The following is a 14,615-nucleotide window of genomic DNA, read 5'->3' as shown; positions in this document are numbered from 1 at the left end:
CGTGATCCCTCAGCGTGCGTTGAGTACCGCCCACGCGATGAGCTGGTCGATGCGGCGCACGTCCGCGCCCTTCCCGAGCTTGACCTTGATGTGGCCCGCTCGCGTCCACAGCTCGATCTCTGCGTTGACGTCGAACAGCTTGCCCGCGTTCTCCGACGACCACATGTTGATGGCCGAGTAGGGCAGCGAGTAGATCTCGACCTTCTTGCCGGTGAGTCCCTGCGCGTCCCGCACGATGAGCCGTTTGGTCGTGAACACTGCGCTGTCCCGGAACGTCTTGAACGCCGTCACCGCCTGCTCCCCGTCCACCAACAGCTCGCGCACGTCGTCCGGCACCGGGATCTCGTTCATCAGCGTCCATGCCGCGATGCTGGCCGTTTCCATGTCAGTCCCCTTGTCGTCGTGGGCACGCGCCCCTGGTGAGTGCCGTCAGCCCGCAGGCAGTGTCACAGAGTGGCGGAACTCGGGCGGCCGGTTTGTGCAGTTCCGTCCTAGTCGAACCTCACGTCTGGGGCGGGCGGACCTTCTCGAGGCGGGCGGTGAGCGCGTCGACGCGATGGGCGTTGCCGTGCAGCTGGATGTAGCGCGTCCCGAAGACGGCGAGCAGCGCGTCGTCGAGGCGGCGCACCGCACCGGCCGGGTAGCGGTAGTCCATCCGCGCGTTGATGCCGTCGAGGTCGATCGTGCCGAGCAGCCCGGCCAGCTCCTCGAGCGAGGTGATGCCGAGCTCGAGCAGCAGCCCCGAGATCCACGAGTAGTGGTCGGTGCGCGACCAGCCGGCTTCGTGGAACAGCCCCGCGAGGAAGCTCGCGAGGTCGGCGCCACTGATGCGCGGGTCGTCGCCGGCGGCCGCGGGCCCCTGGTCGCCCATGCTCGCCTGCAGCCGGTCGCGGATCGCCGTGAACTCGCGGTCGGCGAGCTCGAGCAGCCCTGCGGCGAGGGTGAACCGGCGGTCGAGGTCGGACACGTCCGCGTCCGGCACCGTGCCCTTGTAGCGGACGTCGTGCTCGAACTCGGCCCACGCGTGCTGGAGGATCGTGCGCAGCTGCACCGACGCGGTGCGTCCCGCGAGGTGTGCGTATGCCGGGTCGAGGCGGTCCGCGTCGAGCGTCACCAGGAGGTGCCGGCTCGAGTAGCCGAACCGCCCCTCGCTCGCGGTCTCCTGACCCATGTCGCGGTCGTCGAGGACGGCGAACTGGGTCGAGAGCAGGCTCGCCACGGCCGTGACGTCACCCTGGAGGTAGGTCACCACGCGGACGCCGACCTGGTCGGTGATGTCGGTGAGCGGGTCCGGGTGCAGCAGGGCCCCCTCGGCGTCGACCCGCGACGCCTTGCCCGCGAACGAGGCGACGCTCTTGGCCCGGCCGGTCACGCTGACGTAGTTGATGCCGGCGTCGTCGAGCATCGCGATGACCATGCGGACGAGCTGGTCGGCGACCTGACGCAGCTCGGGCTGGCGGGCGGCATACGCCTGCACCGCGTCGCGCACCACGGCCTCGGGAGGCGCGTCGCTCACGGCGACCACCCGAGGTCGGCGCGCAGCCCGGCCACACCCGTCGCCGGGTCGTGGTGCACCGCGCGGATGCCGAGCGAGCGCGCCGTCTCGATGTTGGCGGCGTTGTCGTCGACGAAGCCGACCCGCTCCGGCGTGTCCTCGAGGCCGAGGTCGGCGAGAATCCGTTGGAAATAGGCGGGTTCGGGCTTCATCGTGCCCATGTCGCACGAGTGGTACGACCGGGCGAAGACGTCGTCGTAGCCGAAGTTCGCGCGCAGGAACGCCTTGCGGTGGTCCTGCTGGTTCGTCGCGAGCATGCAGGTGACTCCCGACGCGGCGATGTCGCGGACGAGGCCCACGGCGTCGTCGTCCCGCTCGACCATCTCCCAGAGCGAGAGCAGGTCGTCGACGCTCGCCGTGACCTGCGGCCACTCGGTGAGCAGCTGGGTCAGCGCATCGCGGAACCGCATGTCGCCCTTGAGCGCGGGAACCTCCGACCTGAACAACGCCTCCGCGAACCCGTCGCCGCCCCACTGCTCGAGCTGCGGGCCCCAGAGGTGCTTCGGGTGCTGGAGCACGCCGTCGGCGTCCCAGAGCAGCACCGACACCGGCGCGCTCGGGTCGAGCGGTGGCACGACGACGTCGTCGACCGTGCCGACCGCTTCGGACGCCGACGTCACGTCAGGCCTTGTCGCCCGCGTCGCTGGGCTTGGCGTCGACACCGGCCTCCTTGCGCTGCTGCGCGGAGATCGGCGCCGGGGCGTCGGTCAGCGGGTCGTAGCCGCCGCCCGACTTCGGGAAGGCGATGACGTCGCGGATCGACTCGTAGCCGCCGAGCAGCATGACGATGCGGTCCCAGCCGAAGGCGATGCCGCCGTGCGGGGGCGCGCCGTACTGGAAGGCGTCGAGGAGGAAGCCGAACTTCTCCTGGGCCTCGTCCTCGGACAGCCCCATGACCTTGAAGACCCGCTCCTGCACGTCGCGGCGGTGGATACGGATCGACCCACCGCCCAGCTCGTTGCCGTTGCAGACCATGTCGTAGGCGTAGGCCAGCGCCTCGCCCGGGTTCTCGTCGAAGGAGTCCTCGAACTCCTTCTTCGGCGAGGTGAACGCGTGGTGCACGGCGGTCCAGGCGCCGCCGCCGACGGCGACGTCACCCGCAGCGACGGCCTCGGACGCCGGCTCGAAAAGCGGCGCGTCGAGCACCCAGAGGAAGCTCCACGCCGACTCGTCGATGAGCCCGACCCGCTTGCCGATCTCGAGGCGCGCGGCCCCGAGCAAGGCGCGCGTCGACTTCGTCGCGCCGGCGCCGAAGAAGATGCAGTCACCGGGCTTCGCGCCGACGTGCTCGGCCAGGCCCGCCCGCTCGGACTCGGACAGGTTCTTGGCCACCGGCCCACCGAGCTCCCCGTCCTCGCCGACCAACACGTAGGCCAGACCCTTGGCACCGCGCTGCTTGGCCCACTCCTGCCAGGCGTCGAGCTGCTTGCGCGGCTGGCTCGCGCCACCCGGCATGACGACGGCTCCGACGTACTCGCTCTGGAACACCCGGAACGGCGTGTCCGCGAAGTACTCGGTGCACTCGACGAGCTCCTGCCCGAACCGCAGGTCCGGCTTGTCGGAGCCGAAGCGGCGCATCGCGTCGGCATACGTCATCCGCTCGAAGGGCGTGTCCAGCTCGACGCCGATGAGCTTCCAGATCTCGGAGACGATCTCCTCACCGAGCGCGAGCACATCCTCCTGCTCGACGAAGCTCATCTCGATGTCGAGCTGGGTGAACTCCGGCTGCCGGTCGGCGCGGAAGTCCTCGTCGCGGTAGCAGCGCGCGATCTGGTAGTAGCGCTCCATGCCGGCGACCATGAGGAGCTGCTTGAACAGCTGCGGGCTCTGCGGCAGCGCATACCAGGAGCCGGGCGCGAGCCGCGCGGGGACGACGAAGTCGCGCGCACCCTCGGGCGTCGACCGGGTCAGCGTCGGGGTCTCGATCTCGACGAAGTCACGGGCCTCGAGCACTCGCCGGGCAGCGGCACTGACCTTGGAGCGCAGCCGCAGGCCGGCACCCGCCGACGACGCGCCCGGACGGCGCAGGTCGAGGTAGCGGTGCTTGAGGCGGGCCTCCTCGCCGACGCTGACGCGCTCGTCGATCTGGAACGGCAGCGGCGCGCTCGTGTTGAGCACCTCGATGTCGGACGCGACGACCTCGACGGCACCCGTGGGCAGCTCCGGGTTGACGTTCTCCTCGCTGCGGGCGACGACGGTGCCGGTCACCTTGACGACGAACTCGGCACGCAGGTCGTGCGCGGCACCGGTGAGGACCTCGTCGCGCGCGACGACCTGCACGACCCCGCTCGCATCGCGCAGGTCGATGAACGCCACCCCACCGTGATCGCGACGCTTGGCCACCCAGCCGGTGAGCGTGACGGTCTGGTCGATCTGGTCGGCACGCAGGGTGCCGGCCTCGTGGGTGCGGAGCACGGGAGGTCCTTCTCGTGGTGGGTGGTGTCTCGTATGCCGCGTGGCGCGGCACCCGGGTATGCCGCGTGGCGCGGCACCCGGGTCATCCTACGGAGGTGCGCGGCCGGCATACGAACGGGTTTGGGCCCGTTCACCCGCGCAGCGCGCGGAACGCCGAGCGCCGCGCCACCGTGGACGGTGACGCGGCGCTCGAGGGGAACCGACGCAGGGTGCGTCAGTCCGGGATGATGAACTTCTGGCCCGGGAAGATCAGGTCGGGGTTCTCGATGTTGTTGACCTTGGCGATCTTCTTCCAGCTGACGCCGTAGCGCTCACCGATCTCGGAGAGCGTGTCGCCCTTCTTGACGGTGTAGGTGCGCTGCGCCGGGGCGGCCGGCTTCTTCGGCGCGGGGGCCGGGGCCTTCTTCGGGGCGGGGGCCGGGGCCGGAGCCGGAGCCGGAGCCTTGGGGGCGGTGCCCGCACGCTCGGCGGCCTCCTTGGCGGCGGCGTCGGCCTCCGCCTTCTTCTTCGCGGCCTCGGCAGCAGCCTCATCGGCCTCCTTCTTGGCCTGAGCAGCCTTCTCGCCGCTCTCCTTGCGAGCCTTCTCCGCAGCCTCGTCAGCCTTCTTCTTGGCTTCGTCGGCCTGCTTCTTGGCCTCGTCGACGGCGTCGTTGTCGTCGTCGAAGCCGAGACCCTTCTTGAGGTCGTCCAGGAAACCCATGGGGGGCGGTCCTTCCGGTGCGATCCGGCCCCGACGACACTCGCCGCTGGGGCACCCCTCAGTCACGGGGGGCGCTTCGACGCTAACCAAAAGTCGGGCCGATGTGCGGTTCAGCGCCGGGTCAATCGGCGGATGGCACTCGTCGTTCAACCGGCCGTCGTCGTGGTGTCGCCGTCGCGATAGAACCAGCGTCCGGCCCGGCGGGTGAAGCGGCTGCGCTCGCGCACCACGCCCCGCTGGCGGGTGGCGCCGACCCCGGACATCCAGTGCGCGGTGAACTCGACGACCCCCTCGTCGTCGCTCGCGACCGTGGGGGCGTCGACGACCTCGAGCCCGACCCACGCGAGGGCCGGGTCGATCTCGACCTGTTGCGGCCGGGTCGCCGGGTGCCATGTCCGGAACACGTGGTCGGCGTTGCCGGTCGCGTATGCCGTGTAGCGGGACCGCATGAGCGTCTCGGGGTCCGGCGGCCAGGCGGAACCGTCGAGGTACGGCCCGCAGCAGTCGGCCAGCGTCGCACCGTCCGGACAGCCGCCGCAGGGGCAGGGCGCGCTGCCGTCGGGTCGTGGGATCACCCGCTCAGTATGACTTGGGCAGCCCGAGCGAGAACTGGGCGACGAAGTTGAGCACCATCTCACGGCTCACTGGCGCGATGCGCGACAGCCGCGAGCCGGCGAGCATGTCGACGAGGCCGTACTCGACGGCGAGCCCGTTGCCACCGTGGGTCTGGATGGCTTGGTCGACGGCCTTGCAGACGACCTCGCCGGCGGCGTACTTCGCCATGTTCGCGGCCTCTCCGGCCGCCATGAAGTCGCCGCTTGCGAGGAGGGCCGCGGCCTTCTGGGTCATGAGCCGGGCCATCTCGATCTCGATGTGGATCTCGGCGAGTGGGTGGGCGATCGCCTGGTGGGTGCCGATGGGCTTCTCGAAGACCTCGCGGTCCTTGGCGTACGCGACCGCCTTGCTCAGGGCGAGGCGAGCGGTGCCGGTCGCGAACGACGCCGCCATGATGCGCTCGGGGTTGAGTCCCGCGAAGAGCTGCATGAGTCCGGCGTCCTCGTCGCCGACGAGCGCGTCCTGGGGCAGCCGGACTCCGTCGAAGAAGAGGGTCCACTGCTTCTCGGGCGAGGTGATGCCCATCTCGATGGGCGCCTTGGTGAAGCCGTCCGCGTCGGTCGGCACCATGAAGAGCGCGGGCTTGAGCTTGCCGGTGCGCGCGTCCTCGGTCCGGGCGACGACGAGGACGTGCGAGGCCTCGTCGACGCCGGAGATGAAGGTCTTGCCACCGGAGAGCAGCCAGTCCTCACCGTCGCGGCGGGCCGTCGTCGTGATGCGGTGCGAGTTCGACCCGGCGTCGGGCTCGGTGATGGAGAACGCGTAGGTCGCGCTGCCGTCCGCGATCCCCGGCAGCCACCGCTTCTTCTGCACGTCGGTGCCGAACATCGCGATGATCGAGCCGACGATGGCCGGCGAGACGACGATCATGAGCAGCGGCGCGCCCGCGGCGGCGAGCTCCTCACACACGGCGGCGAGGTCACCGATGTCCCCGCCGCCGCCCCCGAACTCCTCGGGCACGGCGACACCGAGGTAGCCCAGGCGCCCTGCCTCGTCCCAGAGCTCGGTCGACTTGCGGCCCTCCTTCGCGGCGGTGCGGAAGTACTCGGGGCCGTACTTCGCACCGAGCTCTGCGACCGCCTTGCGCAGGTCCCGTCGCTCCTCGGTCTCGGTGAAGAGGGTGCTCATGAGGGTTCTCCTTGCTCGGATGGGGTGATGACGGCGAGAACGGCACCGGCGCCGACCTGGTCGCCGGCGGAGACCGACACCTCGCCGAGCACGCCGTCGACGGGCGCCTCGACGGAGTGCTGCATCTTCATCGCCTCGAGGACGAGGACGACGTCGCCGCGGGTGACGCTCTGGCCGGGCTCGACCGCGACCCGGACCACCGACGCCGGCATGGGTGCGAGGAGCGACCCCTCGGCAACCTGCTCGGCCGGGTCGACGAAGGTCGGGACGGGCGTGAGGCTCACTCCCCCACGCGGTCCTTCGACGTCCACGTCGGCCAGGTCCTCGGAACCCAGCCGGACGGCATACGTCTCGCGAACACCGTTGTCCGACAGGACAACTCGCGTCGGCGAGACGTCGACGACATCGACCCCGTCGATGTCGTCGACGAGACGACCGCGCTCTGCGGCATACGTCACGACCATCTCGCGGTCGCCGTCTCGGTAGGCGCGTGTGCGTGGCTGTGACGGGACGTTGCGGAAGGCCGTCGGGATGCGCGAGAGCACCCGCGCCTCACGGCTCGCCCGGGATGCCTGGGCGAGCGCGGCCGCGAGGGCGAGGCGGCGCAGGTCGTCCTCGCCGACTCCGGCGCCGGTCCACGTGTCGAGGCGCTCCTCCACGAGACCTGTGTGGAGCTCCGCTGCGACGACGGCGTCGTCGTCGACCATGGCCCGGAGCAGATCGACGTTCGTCCGCACGCCGCGCAGCCCGAGCTCGGCCAGGCCGCGCGAGAGCAACCGCAGCGCCCGCGTGCGGTCGGGGGCGTAGGCGATGAGCTTCGCGAGCATCGCGTCGTAGTGGATGCCGACCTCGCTGCCGACCTCGACGGCCGTGTCGAGCCGCAGTCCGTGCGTCGTCGTGCCGTATGCCGCGACGCCGCCGAAGCGGGTCGCCGACAGTCCGTCCGTGGCCGGGTCGAGACCGAGCGAGCGCACGGTGCCCGTCTGCGGCCGCCAGTCGGCGGCCGGGTCCTCGGCGTAGACCCGCACCTCGACGGCGTGGCCGGACGGCTCGGGCGGCTCACCGATGAGGGCGGTGCCCTCGGCGACGGCCAGCTGGAGGGCGACGAGGTCGAGGCCGGTGACCGCCTCGGTGACGGGGTGCTCGACCTGGAGGCGGGTGTTCATCTCGAGGAAGTAGGCGCGGCCGTCGTCCTCGTGCGCGCGGTCCACGAGGAACTCGACGGTGCCCGCACCGACGTAGTCGACCGCCTTGGCCGCGGCGTGCGCTGCTTCATGCAGGGCGGCGCGCACGGGGTCACTGACCCGCGGTGCGGGTGCCTCCTCGAGCACCTTCTGGTGTCGGCGCTGCAGGGAGCAGTCGCGGTCGCCGACGACCCAGATCGTGCCGTGGGTGTCCGCGACGACCTGCACCTCGATGTGCCGGGCGCCGAGCAGGTAGGGCTCGACGAAGACCGTCCCGTCACCGAAAGCCGACTCCGCCTCCGACGACGCCGTCTCGATCGCGCTGTCGAGTGAGTCACGGTCCTCGACGATCCGCATACCGCGACCGCCACCACCAGCGGACGCCTTGACGAGCAGGGGGAAGTCGTTGTCCTGCAACGCATCCCGGTCGACTGACAGCGTGGGCACACCGGCCGCGACCATGAGCTCCTTGGCCCGCACCTTGGAGCCCATCGCCTCGATCGCGTCCGGTGGCGGGCCCACCCAGGTCAGCCCGGCGGCGATGACGTCCCGCGCGAAGTCGGCGTTCTCGGAGAGGAAGCCGTAGCCCGGGTGCACGGCATCGGCACCCGCACGCTGGGCCGCCTCGATGACGAGGTCGCCGCGCAGGTAGGTCTCACCCGGGGCGTTGCCAGGCAGGTGCACGGCGCGGTCGGCGTCGGCGACGAAGGGCGCGTCCGCGTCGGCGTCGGAGTGCACGGCGACGGTCGTGATGCCGAGGTCGCGGGCGGTGCGGATGATGCGGCGGGCGATCTCGCCGCGGTTCGCGACGAGCAGCGTGCGGATGGGCGAGGAGCCCAGCGTCTCGGTCGTCGTCATGGCCGGAACACTCCGTAACCCTCGGCGCCCCGGACGGGACGGGTGTGGATGGCGGACAGGCAGATGCCGAGGATCGAGCGGGTGTCGCGCGGGTCGATGACGCCGTCGTCGTAGAGCATCCCCGAGGTGAAGTACGCGAGTGACTGCTCCTCGATCTGCGCCTCGATGAAGGCCCGCATGGCCTTGTCGGACTCCTCGTCGACGGTCTCGCCGCGAGCCTCGGCGGCCTGCCGCGACACGAGCGAGATGACGCCGGCGAGCTGCGCCGGACCCATGACGGCGGACTTCGCGTTCGGCCAGCTGAACATGAACCGCGGGTCGTACGCCCGACCGCTCATGCCGTAGTGGCCGGCGCCGTAGGAGCCGCCGATGACGATCGAGATGTGTGGGACGGTCGAGTTGGAGACGGCGTTGATCATCTGGGCGCCGTGCTTGATGATGCCGCCCTGCTCGTACTCCTTGCCGACCATGTAGCCGGTCGTGTTGTGCAGGAACAGCAGCGGGGTGTCGACCTGGTTCGCGAGCTGGATGAACTGCGTCGCCTTCTGCGCCTCCTCGCTGAAGAGCACACCCTGGGCGTTGGCGAGGATCCCGACCGGGTAGCCGTGCAGCTGGGCGAACCCGGTGACGAGCGAGCTGCCGTACAGCGGTTTGAACTCGTCGAACTCCGAGCCGTCCACGAGGCGTGCGATGACCTCGCGCGGGTCGAAGGGGACCTTGAGGTCGGAGGAGACGATGCCGAGGATCTCCTCGGCGTCGAAGAGCGGCTCGGCGTAGTCGCTCACCGGCGCGGCACCGGCCTTGCGCCAGTTGAGCCGCCGCACGATCGAGCGGCCCAGCCGGATCGCGTCCCGCTCGTCCTGGGCCAGGTAGTCGGCGAGGCCCGACGTGCGCGCATGCATCTCGGCCCCACCCAAGGACTCGTCATCGGACTCCTCCCCCGTGGCCATCTTCACCAGCGGCGGCCCGCCGAGGAAGACCTTCGCCGCCTCCTTGACCATGACGACGTAGTCGCTCATACCGGGGATGTAGGCGCCGCCCGCGGTCGAGTTGCCGAAGACGAGCGCGATCGTCGGCGTCCGCGCGGCACTGGCCCGGGTGAGGTCGCGGAAGCCGCGGCCCCCGGGGATGAAGATGTCCTTCTGCGTCGGCAGGTCGGCGCCGCCGGACTCGACGAGGTTGATGCTCGGCAGGCCGTTCTCCTGCGCGATCTGGGCGGCCCGTCCGGCCTTGCGCAGCGTGCTCGGGTTCGTCGAGCCACCCTTCACGGTCGGGTCGTTGGCGATGATCATGCACTCGACGCCCTCGACGACCCCGATGCCGGTGACGAGCGAGGCCCCGACGGCGAAATCGGTCCCCCAAGCGGCGAGCGTCGACAGCTCGAGGAACGGGCTGTCCGGGTCGAGCAGCAGCTCGATGCGCTCACGGGCGGTGAGCTTGCCCCGCTTGTGGTGCCGGTCGACATACTTCTGCCCACCACCGGCGAGCGCCACCGCGTGCTGCTCCGCGAGGTCGGAGACCCGCTCGAGCATCGCCTCGCGGTTGGCGAGGTAGGTCGCCGACGTGGGGTCGACGCTCGTCGTCGCTGTGCTCACCATCTCAGTCCTTCCGTATGCCGTGTGGTCAGTACCCGAGGAGCCGCGCGGCGAGGTCATCGAGCACCTCGGTCGCACCGCCGCCGATGCCGAGGATCCGGGAGTCGCGGTAGTGCCGCTCGACCTCGCTCTCGCGCAGGTAGCCCGCTCCGCCGTGCAGCTGGACCGCCTTGTCGACGACGAAGTCGCACGCCTCGACGGCCTGGTTCTTCGCGAGGACCGCCTCGAGCACGGGCTGCTCGCCGGCGGCCGCCTTCTCGATGGCCCGGTGGGCGTACTCGCGCGCAGCGTCGGTGACACGGTGCATGTCGACGAGCGTGTGCCGCACCGACTGCCGGGTGATGAGCGGTCGTCCGAACGTCTCCCGTTCGCGGACGTAGTCGACGGTGAGGTCGAGGGCTCGCTGTGCCGTCGCATACGCATGGGTCGCCAGCCCGAGCCGCTCCCCGACGAACTGCTGCATGATCAGCGCGAACCCGCCGTTCTCCTCGCCGACGAGGTTCGCCACCGGCACCCGCACGGCGTCGAAGGACAGCTCGGCGGTGTCCGAGCAGTGCCAGCCCATCTTGCGCAGCGGCCGGCTCACGGTGAACCCGGGTGAGTCCTTGTCGATGACGAGCAGGCTGATGCCGCCGTGCCCGGGACCGCCGGTGCGCACCGCGGTCGTGACGAAGTCGGCACGCACCCCCGAGGTGATGAACATCTTCGAGCCGGTGACGACGTAGTGCTCACCGTCGCGCTCGGCCCGGGTCGTGAGGCTGGCGACGTCGGAGCCGCCGCCCGGCTCGGTGACGGCGAGCGAGCCGATGAGCTCCCCCGCCAGCGTGGGCCGGACGTAGCGGTCGATGAGGTCGGTGTTGCCGGAGGCGACGATGTGCGGAGTGGCGATGCCATGCGTGAAGAGCCCGGCGAGGACCCCGCTCGAGCCGCCGCCGGCGAGGATCGCCTCGCTGAGCACGGTGACGTCGACGACGTCGCCGCCCTCACCCCCGACTTCCTCGGGGAAGCCGACGCCGAGCAGCCCGGCGGCCGCGGCCTCCTTGTGCAGGCTGCGCGGCAGCTCGCCGTCGTCCTCCCACTGCGCGAGGTTGGGGGCGATGTGCCGCTTCGTGAACGCCGTGACGCTCTCGGCGAGCGCCTGTCGTTCCGGGGTCGTCCAGGCGCTCATGCGTCCTCCGTGGTGTCCAGCAGGTCGGTGGGTACGTCGACAACTCGGGCGCGCAGCCACTCGCCGACGGCCTTGCCCTGCGGGTCGAACCGGGTGGACGCGGCGACGCCCTCGCCGAGCAGCCCGTGCAGGACGATGTTGACGCCGGCGAGGTTCGCGAAGGCGTGGACCTCGACGTCGAGCCCCGCGGCCTCCGGCAGCAGCTCACGCACCCGTTCCGGGGTGAGCAGGTCGACGAGCCACTCGTATGCCGCCTCGCGCCGTTCCGCGTCCCCGTCGCCGAACGTGGCCGGCACCCAGACGCCGACGTTGGCGTCGCCGCCCTTGTCCCCGGCCCGCGCGTACGCGACCTCCCCCAGCGCCACCCGCCGCACCCCCGACTGATTGCCGATTCCGTTCGCCCCCACCCCCGACTGATTGCCGATTCCGTGCGCGACACCACCCGACTGATTGCCGGTTCCCGGCAGTTGTTCGTATGCCGTGGGCGCCGGGATGTCCTCCCGGGTCCCGTCCGCGTGAACCACCGTGTGCGGAACCTCCGCTTGCTCGACGAAGGCGGCCGTGTGCACCCCGAACGGCACGCCCGAGGCGGGTGGGCGGGTCAGGGTGAACCCGGCATACGAGGCGAGCGCGAGCTGGACGGCGATGTCGCTGAACGCGCGCCCCACGGCCTCGGGGTCCTGCGACGCGACGCTGAGCCGCAGGATCGAGGTCGCCGCCGCCTGCGTGGCAGGGTCCGGCGAGTCGGTGCGGTCGAGGTGCCACTCGACGCTGCTGGGGCGGCGACCGGTGCGCGCCTCCATGGCGTCGAGGGCCGCCTCGACCTGGGCCTTCACGAGCTCGGCCTTGCCCTCGATGTCGAGGCCGGTGAGGACGAGCTCGGCGGTGTTGCGGAACCCCCCGAAGGTGTTGACCCCCACCTTGAGCGTCTGCGGCGGCGGTGCACCCACCACGCCTCTCACCCCGACCCGGTCCGTCCCCTCCTGGGTGAGGCGCACGGAGGTGAGGTCGACGCTGACGTCAGGGCCGGCATACCAGGGGCCCTGGATCTCGTAGAGGAGCTGCGCGGTGACGGTGTCGACGCTGACCTCGCCGCCTGTCCCGGGGTGCTTGGTGATCACCGACGAGCCATCCGAGGCGACCTCCGCGATCGGGAAGCCCGGCAGGAACGGCGCCGCCACCGCCCCGCGCGTGAGACCCGAGAAGTTGCCGCCGGTGGCCTGCGTCCCGCACTCGATGACGTGCCCCGCGACGACGGCGCCGGCGAGTGCGTCGAGGTCGCCGCGGCCCCAGCCGTGGCGCCAGATCGCCGGTCCGACCACGAGCGAGGCGTCGGTGACCCGGCCGGTGACGACGACGTCCGCGCCGGCCTCGAGGGCGCGGGCGATCCCGAAGGCACCGAGGTAGGCGTTGGCCGTGAGCGGCGTCCCAAGGCCGAGCTCGTCGGCGCGCTCCATGAGGTCGTCGCCCTCGACGTGGGCGACTCGGACGTCGATCCCGTTGTCCCGAGCGGCGATCCGGATCTTCTCGGCAAGCCCGGCAGGGTTGAGCCCGCCGGCGTTCGCGACGATGCGGACGCCGCGTTCCTTCGCCACGCCGAGGCTGTCGGTGAGCTGGGCGAGGAAGGTCTTGGCGTAGCCGAGCTCGGGGTCCTTCATCCGGTCGCGGCCGAGGATGAGCATCGTCAGCTCGGCGAGGTAGTCGCCGGTGAGGACGTCGAGGTCGCCACCCTCGAGCATCTCGCGCATGGCAGTGAACCGGTCGCCGTAGAAGCCCGAACAGTTCCCGATCCTGATCGGGCCGCTCATGACGCGCCCTGCGAGCGCGGCTTCGGGTCCTGCCCCGGCGGGCCGGCGAAGGCCTGGACGATGTCGAGCCAGTGGTCGGCGTGCGGGCCGTCGGCGCGCACGTCGGCGTCGTCGCGGTGGATGCGGCGCGTCGCGAGCCGGGCGAAGTCGTATGCCGTGCCGGTCACCTTTTCGGGCGCGTCCGGAGCGCCCCAGGTCCAGATGTCGCCGCGCGGTCCGGCCAGCTCGACCCGGATGTCGACCGGCGGCGGCTCCTCCCCGCGCATGGCGTGAGCGAAGCCTCGGGTGATGACGCCGAGGTGGGCGACGTGACGCACCCGGTCGGTGACGGGGACGGTCACGCCGAGCGCGTCGGCGACGTCGTGGCCGTGTGCCCATGTCTCCATGAGCCGGGCGGTGGCCATCGAGGTCGGGCTCATCGGCGGGCCGAACCAGACGACCTTCTCACCGGCCGGAACGGCGCGCAGGGCTCCGGCGAGCGCATCCCGGCCGGTGCGCCAGCGCGCGAGGAGCTCTGTCGGCGGCAGCTCACCCCACTGCGCCGCGGCGGCGTCGACGACCTCCATGCCGTGCGTGCTCGCGGCCTCGGACACCGCGGCCGCGAAGGCCTCGGCGTCGGTGGCAGCGGTGCGGGCGATGTCGTCCGTCCACGCGAGGTGCCCGACCTGGTGGGCGATGGTCCATCCCGGCGCGGGGGTCGGGGTCGCCCACTGCTCCGGTACGAGCTCGCCGACCCACGCGTCGAGCTGCGCCGACTCCGCTGCGAGGTCGCTGAGGACGGCGTCGAGGGTCGTCCCGGTGGACGAGGTGGCGGTCATGCCTTCGTTCCCTTCTCGATCTCGGCGTCGAGGACCCGTGCCCACGCGTCGAGGATGCGGCCGCGGCGGGCCGTGTCGTCGGACATGGCGGCGGCGAGGCCGAGGCCGCGCATGAGGTCGAGCGTCGCCTGGACGAGCTCGCGGTTGCGGCCGACGGTGTCGTCGATGCCCAGCAGCTCGAGGGCATAGGCGTGGGTGACCCGACCGGTGCGGCGCTCAAGAGTGGCGACCGCCTCGTGCAGCGCCTCGTCGGTGCGTGCCGCGACCCACAGCTCGAGGGCGGCGAAGAAGACCGGCCCGGTGAAGTGCTCGGCGAGCAGGCCGAGCACGGCGCGGGTGCGGTTCTTCGTCGGCAGGTCAGCGAGCGCGGCGTTCATCTCCTGTCGGCGGACCTCGGAGAGGTGCTCGACGGCGGCGATGACCAGGTCGTTCTTGCTCGGGAAGTGGTGCAGCTGCGCGCCGCGCGAGACGCCGGCCCGACGGGACACCTCGATCGTCGTCGTGCCGCCCCAGCCGTGCTCGACGAGGCACTCGACGGTGGCCTCCATGAGCCGCTGGCGCATCGCGCGTGTGCGTTCGACCTGCGGCGTCCGCCCCGTCGACCCGGACCCGTCAGTGGCACCGGCACCGGACGTCGAGGACCCGTGGGCGGGCGCCGGCGCACTGCTCATGCCGACGATCCTGCGTCTCTCACCAACAAACAGTCAACCCTGCTTGTAAGTGTGAGAGGTCACACCCCACTGATTGCGCACACTTCGCATCCCGACCCCG

The 14,615-nt window shown here is 71.2% G+C and carries 13 protein-coding genes; all 13 read right to left on the bottom strand.

Features of this window, described 5'->3' with window-relative positions:
* Positions 1-9: 9 nt before the first annotated feature.
* Positions 10-384 (bottom strand): PH domain-containing protein, encoded by a 375-nt coding sequence (locus BCF74_RS01185; protein WP_106296111.1) that lies wholly within the window; start codon positions 382-384, stop codon positions 10-12.
* Positions 385-502: 118 nt separating this feature from the next.
* Entirely contained in the window at positions 503-1,516 is a 1,014-nt protein-coding gene (locus tag BCF74_RS01180) for a GTP pyrophosphokinase (protein ID WP_281257153.1), read from the bottom strand.
* Positions 1,513-2,175: an HAD family hydrolase gene (locus BCF74_RS01175; protein WP_106296110.1), complete on the bottom strand. Its 663-nt coding sequence runs from the start codon at positions 2,173-2,175 to the stop codon at positions 1,513-1,515. The genes BCF74_RS01180 and BCF74_RS01175 overlap by 4 nt, the downstream gene beginning before the upstream one ends.
* 1 nt (position 2,176) lies before the next feature.
* Positions 2,177-3,970: an aspartate--tRNA ligase gene (gene aspS / locus BCF74_RS01170; protein ID WP_106296109.1), complete on the bottom strand. Its 1,794-nt coding sequence runs from the start codon at positions 3,968-3,970 to the stop codon at positions 2,177-2,179.
* 214 nt (positions 3,971-4,184) lie between these two features.
* Positions 4,185-4,670 (bottom strand): LysM peptidoglycan-binding domain-containing protein, encoded by a 486-nt coding sequence (locus tag BCF74_RS01165; RefSeq protein WP_106296108.1) that lies wholly within the window; start codon positions 4,668-4,670, stop codon positions 4,185-4,187.
* A gap of 146 nt (positions 4,671-4,816) precedes the next feature.
* Positions 4,817-5,245 carry a YchJ family protein gene (locus tag BCF74_RS01160; RefSeq protein ID WP_106296107.1) on the bottom strand — a complete coding sequence of 143 codons (429 nt, stop codon included), beginning with the start codon at positions 5,243-5,245 and terminating at the stop codon, positions 4,817-4,819.
* A gap of 4 nt (positions 5,246-5,249) precedes the next feature.
* Entirely contained in the window at positions 5,250-6,413 is a 1,164-nt protein-coding gene (locus BCF74_RS01155) for an acyl-CoA dehydrogenase family protein (RefSeq protein WP_106296106.1), read from the bottom strand.
* Entirely contained in the window at positions 6,410-8,455 is a 2,046-nt protein-coding gene (locus BCF74_RS01150; protein WP_106296105.1) for an acetyl/propionyl/methylcrotonyl-CoA carboxylase subunit alpha, read from the bottom strand. The genes BCF74_RS01155 and BCF74_RS01150 overlap by 4 nt, the downstream gene beginning before the upstream one ends.
* A complete protein-coding gene (locus BCF74_RS01145; RefSeq protein ID WP_106296104.1) occupies positions 8,452-10,053 on the bottom strand; it encodes an acyl-CoA carboxylase subunit beta in 1,602 nt (533 codons plus the stop codon). Before BCF74_RS01145 ends, BCF74_RS01150 begins: the two co-directional genes overlap by 4 nt.
* A gap of 25 nt (positions 10,054-10,078) precedes the next feature.
* A complete protein-coding gene (locus BCF74_RS01140; RefSeq protein WP_106296103.1) occupies positions 10,079-11,218 on the bottom strand; it encodes an acyl-CoA dehydrogenase family protein in 1,140 nt (379 codons plus the stop codon).
* Positions 11,215-13,026, bottom strand: a complete 1,812-nt coding sequence (locus tag BCF74_RS01135) for an acyclic terpene utilization AtuA family protein (RefSeq protein ID WP_106296102.1) — start codon at positions 13,024-13,026, stop codon at positions 11,215-11,217. The genes BCF74_RS01140 and BCF74_RS01135 overlap by 4 nt, the downstream gene beginning before the upstream one ends.
* Positions 13,023-13,844 (bottom strand): TIGR03084 family metal-binding protein, encoded by an 822-nt coding sequence (locus tag BCF74_RS01130; protein ID WP_106296101.1) that lies wholly within the window; start codon positions 13,842-13,844, stop codon positions 13,023-13,025. Before BCF74_RS01130 ends, BCF74_RS01135 begins: the two co-directional genes overlap by 4 nt.
* Positions 13,841-14,515, bottom strand: coding sequence for a TetR/AcrR family transcriptional regulator (locus BCF74_RS01125; RefSeq protein ID WP_245889147.1), 675 nt, complete (start codon positions 14,513-14,515; stop codon positions 13,841-13,843). The genes BCF74_RS01130 and BCF74_RS01125 overlap by 4 nt, the downstream gene beginning before the upstream one ends.
* Between the last annotated feature and the right edge of the window lie 100 nt (positions 14,516-14,615).

The sequence above is a fragment of the Knoellia remsis genome (assembly GCF_003002895.1).
GTDB lineage: Bacteria > Actinomycetota > Actinomycetes > Actinomycetales > Dermatophilaceae > Knoellia > Knoellia remsis.
Note: the sequence above shows the minus strand (reverse complement) of the source record. Positions and strands in the feature narration are given on the sequence as shown.

What these genes read in the sequence shown, in the direction of transcription:
- BCF74_RS01145 (WP_106296104.1), bottom strand. Translation starts at nt 10,053, where the DNA reads ATGGTGAGCACAGCGACGACGAGCGTCGACCCCACGTCGGCGACCTAC.
- BCF74_RS01130 (WP_106296101.1), bottom strand. Translation starts at nt 13,844, where the DNA reads ATGACCGCCACCTCGTCCACCGGGACGACCCTCGACGCCGTCCTCAGC.
- BCF74_RS01155 (WP_106296106.1), bottom strand. Translation starts at nt 6,413, where the DNA reads ATGAGCACCCTCTTCACCGAGACCGAGGAGCGACGGGACCTGCGCAAG.
- BCF74_RS01135 (WP_106296102.1), bottom strand. Translation starts at nt 13,026, where the DNA reads ATGAGCGGCCCGATCAGGATCGGGAACTGTTCGGGCTTCTACGGCGAC.
- BCF74_RS01140 (WP_106296103.1), bottom strand. Translation starts at nt 11,218, where the DNA reads ATGAGCGCCTGGACGACCCCGGAACGACAGGCGCTCGCCGAGAGCGTC.
- BCF74_RS01185 (WP_106296111.1), bottom strand. Translation starts at nt 384, where the DNA reads ATGGAAACGGCCAGCATCGCGGCATGGACGCTGATGAACGAGATCCCG.
- BCF74_RS01165 (WP_106296108.1), bottom strand. Translation starts at nt 4,670, where the DNA reads ATGGGTTTCCTGGACGACCTCAAGAAGGGTCTCGGCTTCGACGACGAC.
- BCF74_RS01150 (WP_106296105.1), bottom strand. Translation starts at nt 8,455, where the DNA reads ATGACGACGACCGAGACGCTGGGCTCCTCGCCCATCCGCACGCTGCTC.
- BCF74_RS01125 (WP_245889147.1), bottom strand. Translation starts at nt 14,515, where the DNA reads ATGAGCAGTGCGCCGGCGCCCGCCCACGGGTCCTCGACGTCCGGTGCC.